This window comes from Streptomyces sp. NPDC033229, assembly GCF_055576875.1.
Map to the genome: position 1 here is coordinate 1 of NZ_JBVIQR010000069.1, position 21957 is coordinate 21957.

Consider the following 21957-nt stretch of genomic DNA (forward strand, 5'->3'; position numbering starts at 1 on the left):
GGGGGGGGGGGGGGGGGGGGAGGTTCTTCCCGGGGGGGAGAAAAAAAACCCCCCCCCCCCCCCCCCCCCCCCCCCCCCCCGACACCGCACCGAAACAGCCCCGCGCAGCGGACACGCCCCGCGTCAGCGGGAAACGGCGGGGAACCCGGCAACGTTCAAAGCCCCCACGCAGCGGCTCAGTACGCAGCGGTGAACCGAACGCGATGGCGGCTGGGCCGCTCCACCTCGTCCAGGAGGACAACCGCCAGATCCTCCATGGAGATCGCCGAGTTCCCCTCCGCATCGACCAACAGCTCATCACCGCCCAACCGATACGTCCCCGTACGCACACCCGGCTCCAGGACCGCCGCCGGGCTCAGGTAAGCCCAATCCACCTCGGTCTCCGCGCGGCAAGCGGCAAGTTGCGCGTTGCAGGCCAGAGCGATGCCCCGCCAGGACGCGGGGAAGTCCGGGGCGTCGATCACCGTGGTGCCACCCGTGCCGGGGACTATGAGGCTGCCCGCGCCGCCGACGACCAGCAGCCGCACGCCGGTGTGGGCGAGGCCGGCGAGCAACCCTTCGGTGGCCTTGACGAGTTCGCCCTCGCTGCCGGGCGCCGGGCGGGTCGCGCCGATCACGACGTCCTGGCCGGCGCTCAGCCGGGCCACGTCCTCGGGGTTCGAGGCGTCGCCGACGCGGGCCTCGGCCCCGGCGGGCAGTTGGGGGAAGCGGGCGGCGTTCCGCACGACGGCGGTCACCTCGTGGCCCCGGGACAACGCTTCGGCCACCACTCGGCTGCCGACGTTACCCGCTGCTCCGAAGACGGTGATGCGCATGATGATCGAGCTCCTTGTGAAGAGGGGTGGTTCAGATCAGCGGGAGGACGGGACGGACGGGGCCGGCTCGGGGGCCACCGCCGGGACCGGCGTGCGCGCCGCCCGGGGGGCTATCTGGGCGACGACGAGCGCGCCAAGGACGATGAGTCCGCCCAGCGACTGGCCCACGGTGAGTTCCTGGTCGAGCGCGAGCCAGCCGAGGGTGGTGGCGACGAGGGGGCTGAGCAGTCCGAGGAAGGTCACGTTCGTCGGGGACAGGGCGCGGATGCCCCGGAACCACAGGACGTACGCGAGGGCCGCGCCGACGATCGCGAGGTAGCCGTAGCCGGCCAGGTTCGCGGCGGTGAGCGTCGTGGGCGGGGGGCCTTCCACGGCGAAAGCGACCGGGAGCAGCAGCAGACCGCCCGCGACGAGCTGCCAGCCGGTGGTCGCGAGCAGGGGGGCGGGCGAGGTCCACCGCTTGCTGAGGACGATCCCGGTCGCCATGACCACCGCGCTGGCGACGGCGGCGGCGACGCCGATGCCGTCCAGCCCGGCGTCGGCCCGCAGGACGAGCAGGCTGACGCCGCCGACCCCCGCGATGCCGGCGAGCGCGGTGCGCGTGGACACCCGCTCACCGAGCAGTCCGGCGGACAGGCCGACGACCAGCAGGGGCTGCAGGGAGCCGATGGTGGCGGCGACCCCGCCGGGCAGCCGGTAGGCGGCGACGAACAGCAGGGCGAAGAACGCCCCGATGTTGAGGGCGCCGAGCACCAGCGAGCGCCACCACCACACGCCTCGCGGCAGCCGCCGGGTGATCGCCACGAGCAGGAGGCCCGCCGGCAGCGCACGTGCCACGCCCGCCAGCAGGGGGCGGTCCGGGGGCAGCAGTTCAGTGGTGACGAGGTAGGTGGTGCCCCAGATGGCGGGCGCCAGCGCGGTCACGAGAATGATGGCGATCCGATTGCTTAGCACTAAGGCAACATATCTCACTGCTAAGGGATTGGCTAGAGTGGAGTCATGGCAGACCATGTGGACCGAGTGCTGGAACAGTGGGCCGAGCGCCGCCCCGACCTCGACGTATCGCCGATGGCGGTGATCGGGCGGCTGTCGCGGCTGCACCGGCTGATCGACTCCGAGCTGGGCCGCACCTTCGCCGCGCACGGCCTCGACAAGGCGTCCTTCGACGTACTGGCCACCCTGCGTCGCAGCGGGCCGCCGCCGTATTCACTGACCCCGGCGGGACTGATGCGTTCGTCGATGGTCACCTCGGGAGCCATCACCCAGCGCCTCGACCGGCTGGAGGCCCGGGGCCTGGTGGCCCGCACGCCGAGCGCCTCGGACGGCCGCGTCGTGCACGTCACCCTCACCGAGGAGGGACTCGCCCTGATCGACCGGGCCCTGCCCGACCACGTCGCCACCGAGGAGCGCATCCTCTCCGCACTCTCGCGCCCCCAGCGGGACGCACTCGCCGAGGGACTCCGCGATCTCCTGGAGTCCCTCGACGGCACCACGTGACCCGACACCCCCGGGCCGGGGGGCGGATCAGGCGGCCATGACGTGCTCGTCGGCCTTCCGCCCGTCGGCTTCCCGCCCGGCAAGCGCCTCCCGCTCCGCGGAGACCTCCCGGCGGGGACGGCGCAGCACGGTGAAGGCGACCGCGAAGGCGACGACGAGCAGCCCGGCGCCCACGGCGAAGGCCAGGTGGTAGCCACCGGTCAGCGCCTCGGCGCGGCTCCGCCCGTCCGCGAGGAGGGCGTCGGTGCGGGAGGCGGCCAGCGTGGAGAGCACCGCGACGCCCAGGGCCATGCCGATCTGCTGGGTGGTGTTGAAGAGCCCGGAGGCGAGCCCGGCGTCCTCGCCTCCCGCGTCCGACATGCCAAGGGTGGTCAGCGCCGGGAGCGCGAGCCCGAAGCCGGCGGCGAGCAGCATCACCGGGAGCAGGTCGACGAGGTAGTTCGCGTGGACCGGGAGGCGGGTGAGCCACCCGAGGACCCCGACCAGGAGGACGAGCCCGGCCAGCAGGACGTTGCGCTCGCCGAAGCGGGCGTTCAGGCGGGCGGAGACGCCCAGTGACACCGCGCCGATGACCGCCGCCGCGGGGAGCATCGCCAGACCGGTCTCGGCGGCGCCGTAGCCGAGCACCTTCTGCATGTAGAGGGCGACGAGGATCTGGAAGGAGAAGAGGGCGGCCACCATGAGGACCTGGACCAGGTTGGCGCCCACGACGCTCCGCGAGCGGAGGATCCGCAGCGGCATGAGCGGCGCCGCGGCGGTGGCCTGACGGGCGACGAACGCGGCGAGCAGCACGGCGGCGAGGGCGCCGAGGCCGAGTGTGTGGGCCGACGTCCAGCCGTACTCCTCCACCTTGACGACGGTGTAGATCCCGAGCATCAGTCCCGCGGTGACGAGGAGGGCGCCGAGGATGTCGGCTCCGGCCCCCCGCCCGGCCCCGCGGTCGGCGGGCAGCGCGGGCACGGCGAAGGCGAGGGCCGCGAGCCCGATCGGCAGGTTGATGAAGAAGATCCAGTGCCAGTCGAGCGCGTCGGTCAGGACACCGCCGAGCACCTGACCGAGCGAGGCGCCGGCCGCACCGGTGAAGCTGAACACGGCGATCGCCTTGGCGCGTTCGGCGGGCTCGGTGAACAGCGTGACGAGGATGCCCAGGCTGACCGCGGAGGACATCGCGCTCCCGACCCCCTGCAGGAACCGGGCGGCTATCAGCATCGCGGGGGACGCGGCCACGCCCGCCAGCAGCGAGGCCGCGGTGAACACCGCGATGCCGGCCAGGAACATGCGCTTGCGGCCGATCAGGTCGCCGAGCCGCCCGGCGAGCAGCAGCAGACCGCCGAAGGCGATCAGGTAGGCGTTGACGGTCCAGCTGAGACCGGCGGGCGAGAAGCCCAGGTCGCCCTGGATGGCCGGCATCGCCACCGTCACGATGCTGCCGTCGAGGACCGTCATCAGCATCCCCGCGGCGAGGACACCGAGGGCCGGCCAACGGGACCGCCCTCGCGGGAGGGGGGCGGCGGAGGGAAGAGCGGGTGCGGCGGACATGGCGACCTCTCCTGTCAGTGGTGGCGACAGGAGAGACCGTAGCAGATAGTTTTGTTATAGACGATCTATTTCAGAGCGTTCTGAAGTCCATCGGAGCCCGTCCGGCGATCGGAAGCCCGCAAAGAGCCACCGAGCGCGCCCCATCCCTCACTTCTCACGCTGACGCGCGCGCCGGGCCGGCCGGGGCCCCTCGACGGGAACGGCGAGGTGCCCGTCGACCAGGAGTTTCAGGGCACCCAGCAGCGCCTTGCGGTCGCCCTCGGGAAGCGCCGACAGCGCTTCCTCGTGGACCCGGTCGACAATCCCCTGGCTCTGCGCGGCAACGCGGGCACCCTCCTCGGTGACCGCGATGATCCGGGCGCGCCGGTCCCGGGCCGACGGCCGTCGCTCGGCGAGCCCGGCCTTCTCCAGGGCGTCCACGGTCACCACCATCGTGGTCTTGTCCATGTCCCCGATCTCCGCGAGCTGGGCCTGGGTGCGCTCCTCCTCCAGGGCGTGGACCAGCACGCAGTGCATGCGAGCGGTCAGCCCGATCTCCGCCAGCGCCGCCGCCATCCGCGTGCGCAACACGTGGCTGGTGTGGTCGAGCAGGAAGGAGAGGTCGGGTTCGGTGCGGGCGGGCGCCATGGCAGTCATGTTCGCCAGCGTAGCAATTCGATCCGTGACGGATGATCCGGAAATGGACCTTCTGGGTAACGGGCCAGTAGACAGTGTCTACGCGCTTTGGTAGACAGTGCCCATGACTGAGCGAGACATGGGCCTCAGGACCCGTTTGATCCAGGTCGGCGTCGACCTGGTGACGAGAGAGGGGCTCCAGGCGCTGACCCTCCGGGAGATCGCCCGCCGGGCCGGGGTCTCGCACGGCGCCCCGCGCCGCTACTTCCCGACCCATCTGGACCTGCTGTCCGCCATCGCCCGTCAGGGCTTCGCCGACCTGGCCGCCAGGGTCACCGAGGCGGTGAGCGACGGCCCGGCGGACCCCCGCGAGCGGCTCCTGGCGCTGGGGCGCGGCTACCTCGACTTCGCCCTGGCCAACCGCGGCATGTTCGAGCTGATGTTCCGGCACGACCTGCTGGAGAGCGACCGCCTCGGGCTGCGGGACACCAGCCTCCCGCTCTTCGGCACCCTCGTCGACCTGGTCGCCCTGGTGCGGCCGGACGCGGACGCGCCGGTCGTGGCGGGCGCGCTGTGGGCGAATCTGCACGGCATCGCCCAACTGTGGTGCTGGGGCAGCCTCCAACTCGCCACGGGCGCCCCGGACGTCGAGCCGCTGCTGCGCACCGCGCTGGACGCCCACCTGGGACCCGTGGACCGATGAGCTCACGACGCCACCAGATCCTCACGCTCGTCGGCAGCGTCACCGGGGCCGTGATCGTCGCCCTGGACGGCACCGTGCTGACCGTCGCGCAGCCCACCATGCAGCGCGACCTGCACGCCTCGTTCACCCAGGTCCAGTGGGCCAGTACGGGCTATCTCATCGCCGTCGCGAGCCTCCTCGTCTTCGCCGGCAGGCTGGGCGACCGGTACGGCCACCGGCAGGTCTTCGCCGTCGGGAGCCTGGGGTTCGCCGTCACGTCGGCGGGCATCGGCCTGGCGCCCGGCATCGGCTGGGTGATCGGCCTGCGCGTCGCCCAAGGGGTCTTCGGCGCACTGCTGCAACCGGCCACCCTCGGCATGCTGCGCGCCGCGTACCCGCCCGACCGGCTCGGCATGCCCATCGCGCTGCGCACCAGCGCCATCGGGCTGGCGGCCGCGGCGGGACCCGTCGTCGGCGGTGCGCTGACCGCCCACTTCGGCTGGCGGGCCGTCTTCTTCCTCGGCGTCGCACCGGCGCTCGTGATCGGCGTACTGGCGCTGGTCGTTCGCATCCCGGCACCCGAACGGGCCGCAGACGTCCGTCTCGACCTGCCCGGCGCCCTCCTGCTCGCGGTGGCCCTGGTCTGCCTCGTCCACACCCTGGTCTCGATACCGGAAACCGGCTGGACGACGGCGACCACGCTGCAACTCACCGCCGCGACGGCGGCCGGCGGCGCGTTCGTCCACCATGTGCGGCGCGCCGCGCACCCCTTGGTGCCACCGAGCGTGCTGCGCTCGGCGGCCGTCGCCTCGGCGCTCGGCATCCTGGTCGCGGCCTCGGCGTCGGTCTTCGGGGCGCTGTTCGTCGGCACCTATTTCCTGCAGGACGTCCTCGCGCTGGACCCCCTCCAGAGCGGGCTGAGGGCGCTGCCGCTGGCCGTGATGATGGTGCTGGGCGCGCCGGTCGCCGCCGTGCTGGTGCGCCGGTACGGGCCCCGCCGGACGGCCGGGGCGGGGATGGCGCTCCTCGCCCTCGGCATCTTCCTCTTCGCCCGGCTCGACCGGGCGGCCGCGGCCGCGGAGATCGGCGGCTGCTTCCTCGCGATGGGCGCCGGCTTCGGCGCGGTGATGGTCACCGCCACGGCCGTCGTCGTGCGGCACTCGCCCGTGGAGAGCGCGGGCGTCGCCGGCGGGCTCCAGCAGACCGCCATGAACGTCGGCCCGACGCTGGGGGTCGCCGCGGCCACCATGCTGATGAGCCTCGCCGGACCCGGATCCGCCACCGGCCCGGCGCACGGCGACGGCCCGGGCCGGCCCGATGGCGCCTTCGTGACCGCGATGGGGTCCACCCTGGCGGTTCTCGCGGCCGTCGCCGCGCTCGGCGCGCTGCTGGCGGTCAAGCTGCCGGTGGCGCGCGCGGACACCGGCCACGGGTAGCGGATACGCGCGACCCCGCCCCGGCGTCGGATGCCGGGGCGGGGTCGCGGTTTCAGCCCGGGAAGGGTCAGCCGAGCTTGCCCAGCTGCGCGTCGGCGACGGCCTTCGGCTGCTCCGCCTTGCCCGCGAGGCTCATGGCGAAGAGGGTCGCGAGCGTGCTGCCCTTGCGCGACGCCACCACGTGGGTCGCGTTGGTCGCGCCGTCCGCGTCGAGCGTCAGCGTGAAGGCGACCGCCTCGTCGCCACCGCTGAAGGTGGCGGGCTCCACCTTGCTGATCTTCGTCTTGTCCGAGCCGACGATCATGGTGAATCCGCCGGTGCAGGCCTTGCCCGCCGCGCTCAGCTTGGCGAGGGCCTCCTGGGCGCCCTTGCCCTCGTAGGAGCCGAGGACGTCGGAGGTGATCGTCGCGCCGAGGGCGTTCAGACCGGCCTTCGCCTTCTCCTCGGGGGAGGCGTTGTCGGCCGCCTTCTGCGGCATCGCCATGATCTTGCGCACCGAGGTCGCGGCGGGCTTGCCGACGGACTGGAGGGTCATGGCGTCGAGGAGCGGCTTGCACTCGGCCTTGTCGGTGGTGGCGGCCTTCACCGAGGCGAGGTCCGCCTCGCTCGCGTTGGTGACCTTGTGGTCCTTCAGGTCGCCGTCGACGAGCATGAGCTTGTCCAGCTCGGCCTTCGTGAGGACCTTGCCCGCGGACGCGCTCTCCTTGCCCTTCTCCTTGCCCTCGGAGGAGGCCTCGGCGGCGGGCTTGTCGGACGACCCGCAGGCGCCGACGAGCAGCGCGAGCGAAACGGCCGAGGCGGCGACGGCGGTACGGCGGACGATGGTGCGGCGCATGAAACGGCTTTCCTTCTGTCTCGGTGAACAACGCTCCCCACGCGAAGTTCACTCGACCGGTGACACGCGGAATTTGTTGTGGACCCTGAAAATAAGGCCTGTTCCCGCCTTGCGATCAGGGGAATGACCTTGCCTCCGCAATCGTGACGCCCACGCAATCCCAGGGCCATCCAATCGAGACGCGTTCACGTACAACCTTCACCCACGTGACGGAGGCCACTCCCCCCTCTTCCACGACGTCGGCTCGACCCGGCCCTCCTGGACCGCTGACCGTCAGGCGGCGGCCGGGGTAGCGGCCAGCACGGGGTAGTCGGTGTACCCGGCCTCCCCGCCCACGTACATCAGGCCCGTCTCCCCCACCGGGTTGAGCGGTGCGCCGACGCGCATCCGTTCGACGAGGTCGGGGTTGGCCAGGAACGCACGGCCGAGCGAGATCAGGTCGGCTCCCGCGGCCAGCAGTCGCTCGCCCGCGGCCCGGCCGCCGTCGGCGGGCAGCGGCCCTCCCCACCCCAGCACGGGGTTGGCCATCAGGGTGCCCGGCCAGGCCTTCCGGATCTCCTGGAAGAGGGGCTGCTCCGGGTCGGCGAAGACGACGTGCAGGTAGGCCAGGCCGACGTCCGCCAGCGCCTCGACGAGGGCCGGGTAGATGCTCTCGGTGTCACCCTCGTCGATGCCGTTGACGGTCACTCCCGGGGAGACGCGCAAGCCCACCCGCTCGGGACCGATCGCCTCGGCGACGGCCCGGACCACCTCGACGGCGAAGCGGACGCGGCCGGCGACCGAGCCGCCGTAGGCGTCGGTGCGGTGGTTGGTGCCCCGCGCCATGAACTGGTGCAGGAGGTGCCCGTTGGCTGCGTGCACCTCCACTCCGGCGAAGCCGGCGTCCACGGCGTTGCGGGCGGCGGTGGCGAAATCGGCCACGGTGGAACGGATGTCCTCCAGCGACATCTCCCGGGGCACGACGGCGTCCTGGCGGCCGCTGGGGGTGTGGATCATCTCCGGGAGCGGTATCGGCGACGGCGCGACCGGCGTCAGTCCGCTGTTGTCGGGGTGGCCGACCCGGCCGCCGTGCTGCAGTTGCAGGAACATCCGGCCACCCGCGGCACGCACCGCGTCGGTGACGTTCCGCCATCCGGCCACGTGCGCGTCGTTGTAGATCGCGGGGATGTTGGGGTAGGTCTGCCCGACGGCGTTCGGTGTGGTGGCCTCGGCGATGATCAGCCCCGCGGAGGCGCGCTGCGCGTAGTACGTGGCCATGATCGGCTGCGGGACGCCGTCGGCACCGGCGCGATTACGGGTCAGCGGCGCCATCACCAGCCGGTTCGGCAGCGTCAGAGCGCCGAGGCCGGCGGGCTCGAAGAGGCGGGAGTCAACTCGTGTGTTCGTCATGCCCGTACGGTAAAAGTTGACACTGGTGTCAGATTCAAGAGCGCACGACGGCGGACGGGGTGGGGAATGCGGATCGGTGAACTGGCTCGGCGCACCGGCGTGAGCGAGCGGTCGTTGCGCTATTACGAGACGCAGGGCCTGCTGAGGGCCGAGCGCACCCCCAGCGGCCACCGCGTCTACGGCGACTGGGCGGTCGACCGGGTCATCCGGATCCAGGCGCTCTACGCCGCGGGGCTGAACAGCAAGAAGATCGCGCTGCTGCTGCCCTGCATGCGGGACACCGACGGCGGCCCGTCCGAGATCGCCACCCCGCAGTTGATCACCGAACTCGCCACGGAACGGGACCGCATCGACCGAATGATCACCGACCTGATCCGCTCCCGCGACGTCCTGGACGAAGTGATCGACACGGCGTCGGACCGCCAGGCCGTGTCCGGCGGGTCATGGAACGCACCACCGCTGCGCGGCGGTGTCCGGGGTCGCAGGACGGGCTGATCGGGCCGGGCTCAGCCCATTCCAGCCCGTCCGGCGACCCCGGACGCGCCCGCAGGGCGCTCGCCGCCGCAGGCGGCAACGACGGCCCGCACCGAAGATCCGCCGGAGACACCCTAGGGGCGCCGGGCCAGTGCGGCGTCGGCAGCGGCGAGGATGTTGCCGAAGGTGCGGGTGATGATCGGCCGCGCGACGCGCCGGGTGAGGAAGGGGCCGAGCAGCGGGACAGGGATCTCGGCGCGGGTCGTCCAGCACACCCGGGTACCACCGTCGGTCTCGGTGAACGTCATACGGCCGACCTCGTGCCTGGCCGGCGGCAGGCTGCGCTCGACGACGTACTCGGTGGCGTACGGCGGGTCGTAGTGGCTGATGCGTTCACGGAACCAGCCGATCAGCCAGAGGTGACTGCGCACCGCACCGACGCCGTACGGAGCCGTCTCACCGCGCCGGGTCAGTCGGCAGCGCAACACCAGGGGCGAGGACGTGTAGTTGGTGGTCGTGGTGAGCCAGGTGAAGACGTCGGCGATCGGGGCGTCGATGGTGCGCTCGACGATCACGGTTTCCATGGCTGAAGTTCTCCCCTGTCGAGTGGGCGCACCGCATCGGCGCGGTGCAGCTTGTCCGGGTTGCGCATGACGTAGAGGCCGGTGATCCGTCCGCCGTGGATCTCGAAGGCGAGCAGCCAGTCGAGTTCCCCGTCGGTGAGGGAGCGTGCCGCGGGCATGCCGTTGTAGGTGGCGGGCTCGATACGGGTCGTCGCGGTGACGCTGGTGCGGGCCACACCGAGGACGAACCGGGTGACGTCGGCGCGGCCCGTGATGGGGTGGCGGGCGGCGGACACCTTCCCGCCGCCGTCGGAGACCTGCACGACGTCGGGCGCCAACAGGTCCATCAGCGCCTGGACTTCGCCGGTCGTCGTCGCGTGCACAAAGCGCTGGACGATCTCCCGGGTGACCTCGGAGTCGGGCTCGAAGCGGCGGCGCCGCGCGTGGACGTGCCGGCGGGCGCGGTGGGCGATCTGCCGGACGGTGACCTCGGTCTTCCCGATCGAGTCGGCGATCTCGCCATGGGGGTAGCCGAACACGTCGTGCAGCACGAACACCGCGCGCTCGGCCGGGTTCAGCGTCTCCAGGACGAGCATCATGGCCATCGACACCGACTCACTGAGGATCACGTCCTCGCTCACCTCGGGTGCGGTGCGGATCGGCTCGGGCAGCCACGTGCCGACGTACTCCTCACGCCGCGCCTTGACGGCGCGCAGGTGGTTGAGGGCCTGCCGGGTCACCACGCGGACCAGGTAGGCCCGCGGATACTCGACCGCGGCCTGATCGACCGCGCTCCACCGCAGATAGCTCTCCTGCAGCACGTCCTCGGCATCGGTGGCGCTGCCCAGCATCTCGTAGGCGATGGTGAACAACAGCGGACGGTGCTCGGTGAAGGCGTCCACGACGACCGGCTCCTTTCTTCGGACACCCATCGAGACACGCCGCTCCGGCGAACCGTGACAGTCCGCCACTGTGATCCGCTTCACAGGAGGCATCACACCTGAGTGCCGGCCCCACGGAGGCCGCCGCGGACGCGGCCCCGTGCTCCTACTACCCGCGTCGCCGCCCTCACCCACCGCGCCGAGCAGCGGCGAACCACCGGTCAGGACAAGTGAATCCGGCCCCCTGCGCCACGCGGTCGTTAAGGTGACGAGATGCCTACGCTGCCTCTGATCCTCTTGCTGTCCGGAAGCCTGCGGGCCGGTTCCTCCAACGAGGCGGTGCTGCGCACGGCGCGAGCAGTGGCCCCCTCTCAGGTGCGCACCGCCGTTTACGAGGGATTGGCCGCGCTTCCGCATTTCAACCCCGACGACGACACCGATCCGCTGCCGGCTCCCGTGGCCGAGCTGCGGGCGGCGATCGCCGAGGCGGCCGCCGTGTTGATCTGCGCTCCGGAGTACGCGGGCACGCTGCCGGGCTCGTTCAAGAACCTGCTGGACTGGACGGTGGGTGGGACCGAGATCTGCGCCAAGCCCGTGGCCTGGGTGAACGCGGCGGCTCCGGGGCGCGGCCAGGGTGCGGAGGCCACGTTGCGGACGGTCCTGGGTTACACGGGCGCCGACATCGTGGAAGCGGCCTGCGCCAGGATTCCGGTGGCCTCTCGGATCGTCGGCGCGGACGGACTCATCACCGATCCGCAGGTGCGCGAGCAGATAGGCAAGGTGCTTGCCCTCCTGACGGAAGCGCGCGAGCAGGAGCCGGAACCCGACCGGGGATGACGTCCTTCGGGCCCGTCCCGTTTTGCAAACCGGAGTCTGAGCCGGACGGCTGTGCTGCCGGGGACGTTCACGCGCCCCGGCGTCCTGTTCGTCAGCCGGACACGGCGAACTGGCCGGTGCCCACGACCTTGAGGAGGGCGAGGCGTTCGGCGGTGTCACTGCCGACAGGCGGGGTGTACAGGACCACGCGTTGGTCCCCTTCCGGCGCGAGCAGGACCTGGCAGTCCAGCTCGACGGGGCCGATCAGCGGGTGCAGGACGCGCATGCGCGACGCCCGCCGTACGGACACCTCGTGCAGCTCCCACAGGCCGGCGAACTCCTCCCCGGTCTCCCGCAGCCGCTCCACCAGACGGGTCGCGGCCGGATCGCCGGCCCGCCGGCCCACGGCCGCCCGCAGGTCCGCCACGTGCAGGCGGCTGTAGTACTCGTGCTCCTCCGCCGGGTACGCGGCGCGCTGGGCCGGATCGGCGAACCAGCGCCAGACCACGTTGCGGCCGTGCTCGGACACCGAGCACACCCCGCCCAGCAGGGCCTCGGCCATCGCGTTCTGGGCCAGGACGTCACCGAGGTCGCTGATCACCTGGACCGGGGTGGCCAGCAACTGGTCCAGCAGGTGCAGCAGTCCCGGGCCGACGTGGTCGCCCGCGGTCCGGGCGGCGGGCGGACGCCGGCCGGCGAGGAGGTGGAGGTGGTCGCGTTCGTCGTCGGACAGACGCAGGGCGCGGGCCAGGGCCGCGAGCATCTCCTGCGAGGGCTGCGGGCCGCGGGCCTGTTCGAGGCGGATGTAGTAGTCGGCCGACATGCCCGCGAGCTGGGCGACCTCCTCGCGGCGCAGCCCCGGGGTACGGCGGCGGGGCCCGGTCGGCAGGCCCGCGTCCTGCGGGCGCACCCGGTCCCGGGAGCGACGCAGGCCTGCCGGACCGACCGGGGCCTCTCGCTCTCGTCGGGCTCGCGGATCATTTGAGCGTCCATGACGAGGCCGGCTTTGCTCATCAGGTCGGCGACGTGATCAGGGGACATCCAGTAGACATCGAACGAAAGCTCGTGGCCGTATGCCTGGTCCAGGTGACGCCGTTGGTCCCCGACCTTGAATGCCAGGAGCATGTGGCCGCCCGGGGCCAGCACCCGGTGACATTCCGCGAACACGGTCGGCAGGAGTGCATGCAGCTCGCTCCTACTGCTGGAGCTCCATGACATCGGCGACCACGCAGCTGACGTTGTCGGGGCCTCCGGAGCCGTTGGCGAGGGCGACGAGTTCGCGGACCGTCTGCTCGGGCTCGCTGATGTCGGAGAGCACTCGGCGGATTTCTTCGGTCGACACGACGGTGGACAGGCCGTCGGAGCAGAGCAGGTATCGATCTCCCTGCTGGGCGTCGTGCAGGCGCATGTCGGGTGTGGAGTCGGCCCCTTGGCCCAGGGCGCGTATCAGCAGTGACCGCTGGGGGTGGGAGGCGGCCTCTTCCGGGCTGAGGCGCCCTTCGTCGACCATCGACTGCACCAAGGTGTGGTCGTGGGTGATCTGGAACAGCTCTCCGTCGCGCAGGAGGTAGACGCGGGAGTCGCCGATGTGGACGAGGGCCAGCTGCGATCCGGTCCAGAGCATCGCGGTGAGTGTGGTTCCGGCCTCTTCGGAGGAAGGGCCGACTCCGAAGATGCCGTGCACGGCCTGCTTGGCCTGGTCGATCGCGTCTTCGAGGACGTTGAGGAGATTGCCCGCCGGGATGCTGTCGGTTTCGAGGCGCTTGAGCGCGTCGACAGCGGCGGCGCTTGCGGGGGCACCTCCGCTGCCGTAGCCGTCGGCGACGGCGAGCAGGCGGGACCCTGCGTAGGCGGTGTCCTGGTTGCTCTCGCGGACACGGCCGGTGTCGGAAAGGGCGGCGTAACGGATGCCCAGGGGCTTGGCGATCGGGGGCATGGCAGGGTCCTTCCAGGAGAGGTGGTCGATGAGGAAGGCGGCCAGGTCCCGCCGTGCGGCGGTGTCGGCTTCGACCTGGGCCCAGAACGCGCGGATCTCTTCGGCTGCCGGACCTGCCTCCAGCGTGCAGACCTGTTGGATGCGGGCGAGCGGCATCCCGAGCCGTCGGAGCCAGGCAACCAGCCGGGCCTGATCCAGTTGCTCCGGTGCGTAGAGGCGGTAGCCGGTCACCGGGTCGACGCGAGCGGGAGTCAGCAGGCCGAGCTCGTCGTAAAGACGCAGCGCCTTGGGCGACAGCCGGGACGCCTTCGCGAACGCCCCGATGGTCAGCAACTCCATGCTCGTTCCTCCTCATGCCAGGCGCATCACCTGGCCCCACTGATGCTGTGGGCTCCCCCAAGGTGAAGGTCAACCAAGGGCTCATTCGGCCCGTCCGGATGGTCTCCCATTCAGCCGGACGCTGCGTGACCAGCCGGGGACGACGGTCCGCCCCTGGGCTCACTGGGCAGGCCCAAGAGCGCTTCGAGGTGGGTTGCTGTGGCTGTGATCGACGTGCTGAGCCATGTGCGGCTGGTGCCTCGCAGGGGCGACTGCGTCGGGCCCTTGACCCGGACCAGGTCATGGAGGAGTTCAACTGCCTCGGTGACAACCATCATGCTTCGGCTCGATGAATGAGATTGAGCACGATAGGTGTCGTCATCCTCCCATCCCGACCTGGCCTTTCTTGAGGCTCTGAGCACGACATCTGTCGGCAGATTCGCATCGTTCTTGACGTGTTCCGTGCTCTTTGCAGGCAAGTTGTCGCCAACTTCGCGGTCACTGCCTCGTCTGTCTCCAACCCGATCCAGTCGAGGCCGACATCGACCCGGCTGCCATCGAAGAGACACGCACGGCCCTGCAGCAGCAGCTTGAGGACGCACAGCGCATCCAGCAGTCGGACGAGGCACACCTGCAGACCGTCCAGGAGCGGTCGCAGCAACTCAGCTTTGCCGTCACCAGCCTGCGCCGGGAGCTCGACGCCCAGACCCGTGATGCGGTCGCCCCGCGCTTCGACGCCATCGCCGAGGCCAGCTCCCGCGTCGCCTCGCTCAAGGCCAGCATTGATGCCATCACCCAACTGCGCGAATCCTGGGCACGGGTGCGCACCATCGACGCGGACATCCGCTCGCTTAAGGCCGATCGACGGCAGGTCAACAAGGACATCAAGGAGAAGTCCGAGCAGCTCAAGGCCAGCCAGACTCTGCTCGGTGACCTCAGCACTGAGTTCAGCCGACTGCTCACCAGCTGGAACCTGCCCTGGGTCGACACGGCCGTCATCGACCGCGACACCTACCTGCCGGTGGTCAACGGACGGCCCTTCGAGACCCTGCAGGCCTCCGGCGGGGGCATCGCCACCTCCGTCAACCTCGCCTACAGCCTCACGCTCCTTGCCTTCGGACTCGACCACTCCGACGTCCTCGTTCCATCGCTCCTCGTGATCGATTCACCGCGCAAGGCCTTCGGTAACAACGCCTCCGACCGGCAACGCGCGGCCGAGATCTACAGCCGCTTCAGGACGCTGGCTGACGCATATGGCGAACGCTTGCAACTGATCATCGCCGACAATGACCCCCCGCCCATCACCAGCGACTCCTTCGGCAAGGTGGAGTTCGACTACGAGAACCCCATGGTGCCCGGCGTGGATCACCCCGGCCCTGATCAGGTCACTCGCATCGAGAGCCAGTCAGATAGCTGACGATCTGGGTGTCTCGCAAGTGGCGGTCCAGGTTCGTCGCGAACCGGCTGGAGAGCCTGGCGTACCGACCGCGTTCGGGGCCACCGCGAAGGAACACCGACGAGCAGGTCGAAGCCCTAGTCGCCAGAACGCTCGGCCAGGCGCCACCGACGGGTGATTCGCACTGATCGACACGTCCGAAGGCAGAGGCGAAGGGCATGTCGCAGTCGGCCGTCTCGCGGATACGGAGAGCGTTCGGCCTGAAGCCGCACATCGTGGATACCTGGAAGCTGTCGACCGACCCGCAGTTCCTGACCAAGGTCCGCGACGTGGTGGGCATCTACCTCGCCCCGCCGGAGAACGCTCTGGTCCTGGCGGTAATTGGCCGACGTCACCGCTCCGAGGGTCAGTAGGGTGGGTTCATGCCGAAGAAAGAACCATTCATCATCGAAGGAGTCGCTTACGAGCGCGATTCAGCTCCGGGAGAGGGCGGATCAGCCGTGGTGTGGAAGGTTCGCCGTAAGCCCGACGGTCAGGTGCTCGCAGTCAAACGGATTAGGAAGGACCGCGACGCGGACTCCGCTCGCAACAAGCGTTTCAAGCAGGAGATCGAGTACGGGCAGACATCGAGCCACCCGAACGTCGTGAGTATCCACGCGCGCTCAGAGGACGCGAACTTCTTCTACTACGTCATGGACTTCTACCCTATGACGCTGCGAAACGTGATCAACGACGAAACCGATGCTGACGTGCTTCTCGACTACGCGCGCCAGCTCTGCGATGCGCTCGCGTACGTGCACGTCGACGGCATAGTGCATCGCGACATCAAACCTGAGAATGTCCTCGTCGACCCTGATGCGCGTCGACTCGTCCTGGCCGACTTCGGCATCGCGCATTTCAAGGACTCCTCGCTCACGAATCGCGGGGACCTCCTAGCGAACCGGAACTACCTCGCTCCCGAGCAGATGGTGAGGAACAACGCCCTCAGTATCGGCAAGCCAGCGGACATCTTTGCGCTCGGCCTCGTCATAACCGAGATGTTCACGAAGCAGAACGCCCGAGGGCGACGACACGCGCTCGTGCGCGACCGCTACCCCTTCCTAGCCGACCTCGACCTAATCATTGAACAGATGCTGCTCCAAGATGAGACACAGCGGCTCCGCATCGACACCGTACGCGGCATGCTTCGGGTAACCCTTCAGCGGCTCGACTCGGCAATCGAGGAGATCTCCGATGATCTGCGCCCCAACGAAGCGTCCGCCGACAGCCCGTCCGGCGAGGTCGAGCGGATCCTCGGCCGTGCCGCCAGAGACGTGCTGTCGGCGAAGCATGTCTTCGAGCGGGTCGCCGACGAAGAACTCGACCGATTCAACCTCAACTATCACTGCGAGGTTGCGTACCGGGTGAGCACGGAGCTGTTCAATACATGTGCTCAAGCTATTATATATGCATCGTGCAAAGCGAAGTTCGACTATGAGGGCGCCGGGCGGTGGGACGAGAACGACGACGCTCTCGTGGTGTCGGCCGCCAAGCCGGGACTCCAGCGCGAACTGGAGACGATTCTGGCTGATTTCCCCCTCCCTCAGTCTTCGCGATGGGGCGGTCTGCCACGGCAGTCGGCTCACTTTTTCCGGTTCTGCAAGGACTACCACTGCAAAGAGCTGCTGACGAGCATCCGCGAATCTGTCTACGGTGAAGGAAATGGCTCGTTGCGGGCGAATCTGATCAGCGCCCCGATCCTCTGGATTACCCGCTGGATGCGTACGAATCTGAACACCAACTACCTGGAGTTCGACAAAACAGTTCGCGAGGGCATCGGTTTCGAGCGGCATCTCTCGGTGCTCTGGGACGAGACGCTTCCGTTGGATTCGGCCCGAGAAGCGGTGGGAGTGGATCTGTTGACCGAGCCGCTCAACGCCGACGACGTCGCCGGCACACTGCAGGCGCTTGAAGCGAAGTGGGATGTCTCCGTGGGAGAGCTCGCAGACGGTGGGTACTCGGTCATGTTCCGGTCACGCAACACGTACCGCTGTTTCCGCAACAAGGCGCTCGACCTCGCAGAACCGGGCTCAGTATTCGAAGCCGACGTCCTCGATCTGCTCCGCCCTGAGGCGGAGTTCGACGACCTCGTCGCACTCAAATGGGATCGGGACTTCGACGTGGCCATCACGCTCGGGAAGATTCTCGGCACCCCTACGCGCTAGTGTCCTGAGTGCAAAGTTCAAGGGCGGTCATAGGATGGGGGTGCCTGGTTCAAAGCCGTTGCTGCCACGTTCGAAACTCCAGCCGGACAGGGCGATGCGGCCGCTGAGCCAGGTTGCGACTGCGACCTGGACGATCTGCTGGTGAGGCGGCGTCGATAGGCGTACCCCGATATGGCGCTATCCCGCCGTGGCGACGGGATCGACTCCTACTCGCCGAAGCTGGGCGTTGCCCAGGTCAGCCGGCGGCGCCCCGGCGAAGGCGACGCCGGGGGACCATGTCCCCAGAGACGCCGAGGTGCGCGGTGGCTTGGTCAAGCTTCTCGGCCAGCAACTGCTCGCTGAGGATGGAGTCGAGTATCCGGCCGCCCTGGATCAGGCACACGGCCGTCCAAATGACGTCGTTCAGGCCACTCTCCCTGGACTTGTTGCGCAGTTCCCAGCCGCCAGCCCGCGTGGGATGGAGATACAACTGCGCCGTCTCTCGTGTGGTGTGGGAGTAGGAACTGAGGTGCCGGTAGGGCAGATAGCCTTCCTGCTCCCCGAACGCCACCATCAGGTCGGCAGTGTTGCGGATCTCGTTCGTCAGCCGGGCGACCTCAGGGGCCGGGTGGGCGATGCGTTCGTCGACAGCGGCACGGACCTTTGCCTCGACTTCGTCCCCCTCGACATCCCACCCAGCCCGCTTCGCGTTAGTGATCAGCTTGAGGAGCTGGTCGTCGCTGTAGGCGTCAATGGCCTGCACCGCGGCGTCACCGCCGTCGACGAGCCAGGCCATCGCCACCGCGTGCGTCATCAGGTTCCGCATCACCGGTGCGGCGACGAACCCGATACCGTTCCTGGCCGCCTCCGCCACCACGCGGGCGGAGTCCGAAATGAGCATCCACCAGCTCCACGCGACTGGTGCTACTGCCTCGTGTTCGCGGAGGAAGCCGATGCCGCCCACTCCGGAGGCCACCGTGTCGCGGGCAGCCAGCAGCTGGTCGATGACGTCGAGAGCACGCCTGGCCGTGGCCTCGTCATGCGCAAAATCGGGCATAGCGCCAATCTATGGCGCCACAGCCCGAAACCGCCCCACAATTTCCGACTGGACCCGGATGGCGACAGTTGTTGTGCAAAAGCGACACCTATCGTGCTCAGGCTCAATGAAGCGCCCAGCGGTCGGGCGCACTTTTGCAAGCAGGGTGCTTGCAAAAGTTAGCAAGATGCGGCAGCATCGACTCCATGGCATCACTCAACGTCGGCAACCTCGGTGAGTACCTGCGGGAACAGCGCCGCAGCGCGCAGTTGACCCTGCGCCAGCTCGCCGACGCCGCGGGAGTGTCCAACCCGTATCTCAGCCAGATCGAGCGCGGCCTGCGCAAGCCGAGCGCCGAGATCCTGCAGCAGCTGGCCAAGGCGCTGCGGATCTCCGCCGAGACCTTGTACGTGCAGGCCGGGATCCTCGACGAACGGGACAGGGAAGAGGCGGAGGTCCGCAGTGTGATCCTCGCCGACCCCTCGATCAACGAGCGGCAGAAGCAGGTGCTGCTCCAGATCTACGAGTCCTTCCGCAAGGAGAACGGGCTCGCGACGGACGACGACGGCAAAAACGCCGGCACACCTTCGAGCTGATCCGGGAGACCATCGTTATGGCCATCGCCCAAGACATCCGCAAGGCCGCCACCGACACCGCCTACGCCGCGGCCGGCGCGGCCGATCTGACCGCCGAGAAGATCGGGCAGCTCGTCAACGAGGCGCCCGAGCGCATCGAGAAGCTGCGCAAGACCGACCCCAAGGCCGTCCAGGAGAAGGTGACGCAGCAGGCCAAGGAGGTGCAGACCACGGTGAGCACCAAGTTCACCGAGATCATCGGGACCCTCGACACCGACGTGAAGAAGCTGAGCCAGACCGCGCAGGACCTGGCGCTCCAGGGCGTCGGGCAGGCCGTCGGCCTCGCGGCCGCCGCCGGTGAGAAGTTCGAGCAGCTGGCCGACCGCGGCCGCGGGGCCGTGAAGACCTGGCGTGGCGAGGCCGCCGAAGAGGTCGCGGAGATCGCCGTGGCCATCGAGCCGGACAGCGGGCCGCAGACGGACGGCCAGACCGCCAAGAGCGAGCAGACCGAGGCCACGCAGGACTCCGGCGCCGCGGCCCAGGACGACACCAAGCCCGCAGCGAAGAAGCCCGCCGCCCGCAAGCCCGCCGCGAAGAAGGCCGACCCGAAGCCCGGCGAGTAAGCACTCCGCAGCGGTCCGGGGGCGCGTGCCGCGTGCCCGGACCGCTGTTGCGGGTACGGTGGCGCGCAAGCGTCCGCAAATGAATCGACCTTGAGGTGAGCCGCGTGTTGGTGGACGGGTTCGGCAACGCACTGGACTGGCTCGGGGAATGGCTCCCCCGCGTGCTGTGCCTGTTCGCCCTGGCCGCGGTCGTCGACGCCGCGACCACCCGCGAGGACGCCTTCCGGGCGATCGGCAAGCAGACCAAGCGGTTCTGGATCGTCGTCACGGCCCTCGCCGCCCTCGTCTCCGGCCTGCCCTCCGCCCGCTACCTCGGCGGCGGCTGGGCCTCGCTGGCGGGGATCTTCGGCGGGCTGGGGTTCCTCCTCATCCTCGCCGCCCTCATCGCCACGATCGTCTACTACGTGGACGTCCGCGCGTCCCTCAAGCAGATCAACGGCCGTCGCAGCTGGCCCAAGCCGCGTCGCTAGCCGCTGGGCACCGGAACCACCGCCCGTCGCAAAGGGCCGCCCCTTCCGGCGCCCTACGGGCGCGTCCTCAAACGCCGGACGGGCTGATTGGGCTGAGCTCAGCCCAATCAGCCCATCCGGCGTTTGAGGACACCGCCGCGCAGCGGTGGTGCGCCCCCATGATCCGCAGGCCAGGGCCTAGCCCCAGTCGAGCAGCAGAACGGCCAAGTCGTCCGTCAAGTCGCCGCCGTTCAGCGCCCGCACCTCCGTCACGGCCGCGTCCAGCAGGTCCTCGCCGCGCAGCCCCTCCTTGACCTGGCGGGTGATCAGCTCCACCACGCCCTCCTGGCCGAGCCGCTGCGTGCCCTCGCCGACCCGGCCCTCGATCAGGCCGTCGGTGTACATCATCAGGCTCCAGGCGCCGCCGAGTTCGACCTGACGGCGCGGCCAGCGGGCCCGCGGCAGCAGACCGAGCGCCGGGCCGCCGTCCTCCTGCGGAAGCAGATACGGGGCCTGCCCGGAGCGGACCACCAACGGGGCCGGGTGCCCGGCCAGGCACAGCCCGGCCCGTCGGCCGTCCGGCGCTATGTCGACCGTGCACAGCGTCGCGAAGATCTCCTCGTCCGGGCGCTCGTACTCCAGCACCTGCTGGAGCGTGGACAGCAGTTCGTCGCCCGACAGCCCGGCCAGCGTCAACGCACGCCACGCGATGCGCAGTTCCACACCGAGCGCCGCCTCGTCCGGGCCGTGGCCGCAGACATCGCCGATCATCGCGTGGACCGTGCCGTCGGGGGTACGGACCGTGTCGTAGAAGTCACCGCCGAGCAGCGCCCTGCTGCGGCCCGGCCGGTAGCGGGCGGCGAACCGCAGATCGGAACCCGCCAGCAGCGGCGTCGGCAGCAGACCGCGCTCGAGCCGGGCGTTCTCCTGCGCGGTCAGCCGTGACTCGGTGAGCTGCCACTGCGCGAGATCCGCGCGCTTGCGCTCCACGGCATAGCGAATGGCCCGGCTGAGCACCCGCGCGTCGAGTTCGTCGCGGAAGAGATAGTCCTGCGCCCCGACCCGCACGGCCTCCGCCGCGCGCTCGGCGTCCCCCTCGGGGACGAGCGCGAGCACGGCCTGACGCGGCGCGAGCCGCAGCACCGCGCGCAGCGTCTCGAACCCGTCGTCCGTGGCCTCCGGCAGGCACTCCACGCCCGCCAGGTCCAGATCGAGCAGGATGCACTGCACGTCATCGGTGAGCAGCCGCTCACCCTCGGTGAGATTACGGGCCGTACGGACCCGGACCGGCTTGCCCGCCGTACCCCGCAGCTCGGGGAACGACAGCGACCCACCAGGATCGTCCTCGATCACCAGCAGGGTCAGCCCGCCGTCGGGCAGCACGGCGGGCTGCTCCGCCGGGCTCGGCGCGGGTACGGGCATCGTTTCGGCTTCCTTCCCACCCCCCGAGGCACAGCCCCCACCGACCGGCGGGCGCCGAACGCGACACTAGCGGCAAGGCTTGGGCCAACGGAATGGCACGGAGCCAAGCACCACTGTCATATGCCGTGCGTCTGGCGGCATTTGGCGTGGGCGGGGCGAAATGACCAATGACAAACATCACGCGGTCGCCGCTGCGCGGCGGGCTTTGATCTCTGCCGGGTGCGGCGCCGTTGCCGCTGCGCGGCGGGCTTTGACGGTTGCCAGGTGCGGCGCCGTTGCCGCTGCGCGGCGGGCTTTGACCTCTGCCGGGTGCGGCGGCGTTTCCCGCTGCGCGGGCTGTTGCCGCTGCGCGGGGCGTTGTCAGGTCGGTGCCGGGCCTGCGGGGGGGGGGGGGGGGGGGGGGGGGGGGGGGGGGGGGGGGGGTGAGGGGGGGGGGGGGGAACCCCTCCCACCCCCGCCCCACACACCACCCAACCC

At 70.0% G+C, this 21957-nt stretch carries 23 protein-coding genes; 11 read left to right on the top strand and 12 right to left on the bottom strand.

Translation table 11 applies throughout. The features are described 5' to 3' along the window. Positions 1 to 176 precede the first annotated feature (176 nt). Positions 177 to 815 carry an NAD(P)-dependent oxidoreductase gene (locus ACZ53N_RS33300; protein ID WP_469144534.1) on the bottom strand — a complete coding sequence of 213 codons (639 nt, stop codon included), beginning with the start codon at positions 813 to 815 and terminating at the stop codon, positions 177 to 179. Positions 816 to 851: 36 nt separating this feature from the next. Then, positions 852 to 1769, bottom strand: a complete 918-nt coding sequence (locus ACZ53N_RS33305; protein ID WP_469144535.1) for an EamA family transporter — start codon at positions 1767 to 1769, stop codon at positions 852 to 854. Positions 1770 to 1814: 45 nt separating this feature from the next. Between ACZ53N_RS33305 and ACZ53N_RS33310 the strand changes: the two genes are divergently transcribed. Then, a complete protein-coding gene (locus ACZ53N_RS33310) occupies positions 1815 to 2312 on the top strand; it encodes a MarR family winged helix-turn-helix transcriptional regulator (protein ID WP_469144536.1) in 498 nt (165 codons plus the stop codon). A gap of 27 nt (positions 2313 to 2339) precedes the next feature. Here the strand turns inward: ACZ53N_RS33310 and ACZ53N_RS33315 are convergent, their stop codons facing one another. Both ACZ53N_RS33315 and ACZ53N_RS33320 read right to left on the bottom strand, forming a co-directional pair. After that, the gene (locus ACZ53N_RS33315; RefSeq protein ID WP_469144537.1) at positions 2340 to 3851 is read right to left on the bottom strand and encodes an MFS transporter; all 1512 of its coding nucleotides are present in this window, start codon (positions 3849 to 3851) and stop codon (positions 2340 to 2342) included. Positions 3852 to 3998: 147 nt separating this feature from the next. Then, on the bottom strand, positions 3999 to 4487 hold the full coding sequence (locus ACZ53N_RS33320) for a MarR family winged helix-turn-helix transcriptional regulator (RefSeq protein WP_469144538.1): 489 nt from the start codon (positions 4485 to 4487) through the stop codon (positions 3999 to 4001). 103 nt (positions 4488 to 4590) lie between these two features. Between ACZ53N_RS33320 and ACZ53N_RS33325 the strand changes: the two genes are divergently transcribed. Next, the gene (locus tag ACZ53N_RS33325) at positions 4591 to 5169 is read left to right on the top strand and encodes a TetR/AcrR family transcriptional regulator (protein ID WP_469144539.1); all 579 of its coding nucleotides are present in this window, start codon (positions 4591 to 4593) and stop codon (positions 5167 to 5169) included. Continuing rightward, entirely contained in the window at positions 5166 to 6584 is a 1419-nt protein-coding gene (locus tag ACZ53N_RS33330; RefSeq protein WP_469144540.1) for an MFS transporter, read from the top strand. Before ACZ53N_RS33325 ends, ACZ53N_RS33330 begins: the two co-directional genes overlap by 4 nt. A 67-nt stretch (positions 6585 to 6651) precedes the next feature. Here the strand turns inward: ACZ53N_RS33330 and ACZ53N_RS33335 are convergent, their stop codons facing one another. Then, entirely contained in the window at positions 6652 to 7419 is a 768-nt protein-coding gene (locus ACZ53N_RS33335) for a hypothetical protein (RefSeq protein WP_469144541.1), read from the bottom strand. A gap of 273 nt (positions 7420 to 7692) precedes the next feature. Next, the gene (locus ACZ53N_RS33340; RefSeq protein ID WP_469144542.1) at positions 7693 to 8808 is read right to left on the bottom strand and encodes an alkene reductase; all 1116 of its coding nucleotides are present in this window, start codon (positions 8806 to 8808) and stop codon (positions 7693 to 7695) included. Between the two features lie 66 nt (positions 8809 to 8874). Between ACZ53N_RS33340 and ACZ53N_RS33345 the strand changes: the two genes are divergently transcribed. Beyond that, complete coding sequence (locus ACZ53N_RS33345; RefSeq protein ID WP_469144543.1) at positions 8875 to 9303, top strand: MerR family transcriptional regulator; 429 nt, start codon at positions 8875 to 8877, stop codon at positions 9301 to 9303. 113 nt (positions 9304 to 9416) lie between these two features. Here the strand turns inward: ACZ53N_RS33345 and ACZ53N_RS33350 are convergent, their stop codons facing one another. Together ACZ53N_RS33350 and sigJ are read right to left on the bottom strand one after the other, a co-directional pair. After that, entirely contained in the window at positions 9417 to 9866 is a 450-nt protein-coding gene (locus ACZ53N_RS33350) for an SRPBCC family protein (protein WP_469144544.1), read from the bottom strand. Further along, the gene (sigJ, locus tag ACZ53N_RS33355) at positions 9854 to 10696 is read right to left on the bottom strand and encodes an RNA polymerase sigma factor SigJ (RefSeq protein ID WP_469144556.1); all 843 of its coding nucleotides are present in this window, start codon (positions 10694 to 10696) and stop codon (positions 9854 to 9856) included. The genes ACZ53N_RS33350 and sigJ overlap by 13 nt, the downstream gene beginning before the upstream one ends. A gap of 303 nt (positions 10697 to 10999) precedes the next feature. Here sigJ and ACZ53N_RS33360 point away from each other — a divergent pair, with 303 nt between their 5' ends. Continuing rightward, complete coding sequence (locus ACZ53N_RS33360; RefSeq protein WP_469144545.1) at positions 11000 to 11563, top strand: NADPH-dependent FMN reductase; 564 nt, start codon at positions 11000 to 11002, stop codon at positions 11561 to 11563. 91 nt (positions 11564 to 11654) lie between these two features. On the opposite strand, the gene ACZ53N_RS33365 is transcribed toward ACZ53N_RS33360, so the two are convergent. Next, positions 11655 to 12452: a helix-turn-helix transcriptional regulator gene (locus tag ACZ53N_RS33365; protein ID WP_469144546.1), complete on the bottom strand. Its 798-nt coding sequence runs from the start codon at positions 12450 to 12452 to the stop codon at positions 11655 to 11657. Between the two features lie 285 nt (positions 12453 to 12737). Next, the gene (locus ACZ53N_RS33370; protein WP_469144547.1) at positions 12738 to 13817 is read right to left on the bottom strand and encodes a MerR family transcriptional regulator; all 1080 of its coding nucleotides are present in this window, start codon (positions 13815 to 13817) and stop codon (positions 12738 to 12740) included. A 448-nt stretch (positions 13818 to 14265) separates the two neighbouring features. On the opposite strand from ACZ53N_RS33370, the gene ACZ53N_RS33375 reads away from it, so the two are divergent. The 3 genes from ACZ53N_RS33375 to ACZ53N_RS33385 all read left to right on the top strand — a co-directional run bounded on the left by ACZ53N_RS33375 (position 14266) and on the right by ACZ53N_RS33385 (position 17396). Continuing rightward, positions 14266 to 15213 (top strand): hypothetical protein, encoded by a 948-nt coding sequence (locus ACZ53N_RS33375; RefSeq protein ID WP_469144548.1) that lies wholly within the window; start codon positions 14266 to 14268, stop codon positions 15211 to 15213. 197 nt (positions 15214 to 15410) lie between these two features. Then, the gene (locus tag ACZ53N_RS33380; RefSeq protein WP_469144549.1) at positions 15411 to 15605 is read left to right on the top strand and encodes a hypothetical protein; all 195 of its coding nucleotides are present in this window, start codon (positions 15411 to 15413) and stop codon (positions 15603 to 15605) included. A 9-nt stretch (positions 15606 to 15614) separates the two neighbouring features. Then, positions 15615 to 17396: a serine/threonine-protein kinase gene (locus tag ACZ53N_RS33385; RefSeq protein ID WP_469144550.1), complete on the top strand. Its 1782-nt coding sequence runs from the start codon at positions 15615 to 15617 to the stop codon at positions 17394 to 17396. A gap of 235 nt (positions 17397 to 17631) precedes the next feature. On the opposite strand, the gene ACZ53N_RS33390 is transcribed toward ACZ53N_RS33385, so the two are convergent. Next, a complete protein-coding gene (locus tag ACZ53N_RS33390) occupies positions 17632 to 18432 on the bottom strand; it encodes a hypothetical protein (RefSeq protein WP_469144551.1) in 801 nt (266 codons plus the stop codon). A gap of 185 nt (positions 18433 to 18617) precedes the next feature. Here ACZ53N_RS33390 and ACZ53N_RS33395 point away from each other — a divergent pair, with 185 nt between their 5' ends. From ACZ53N_RS33395 to ACZ53N_RS33405, 3 genes are all read left to right on the top strand, one after another. Further along, the gene (locus tag ACZ53N_RS33395; RefSeq protein WP_469144552.1) at positions 18618 to 19007 is read left to right on the top strand and encodes a helix-turn-helix domain-containing protein; all 390 of its coding nucleotides are present in this window, start codon (positions 18618 to 18620) and stop codon (positions 19005 to 19007) included. 17 nt (positions 19008 to 19024) lie between these two features. Continuing rightward, a complete protein-coding gene (locus ACZ53N_RS33400) occupies positions 19025 to 19609 on the top strand; it encodes a hypothetical protein (RefSeq protein WP_469144553.1) in 585 nt (194 codons plus the stop codon). 104 nt (positions 19610 to 19713) lie between these two features. Continuing rightward, positions 19714 to 20079, top strand: a complete 366-nt coding sequence (locus ACZ53N_RS33405) for a DUF2516 family protein (protein ID WP_469144554.1) — start codon at positions 19714 to 19716, stop codon at positions 20077 to 20079. Positions 20080 to 20256: 177 nt separating this feature from the next. Here the strand turns inward: ACZ53N_RS33405 and ACZ53N_RS33410 are convergent, their stop codons facing one another. Beyond that, entirely contained in the window at positions 20257 to 21480 is a 1224-nt protein-coding gene (locus ACZ53N_RS33410) for a PP2C family protein-serine/threonine phosphatase (RefSeq protein WP_469144555.1), read from the bottom strand. Between the last annotated feature and the right edge of the window lie 477 nt (positions 21481 to 21957).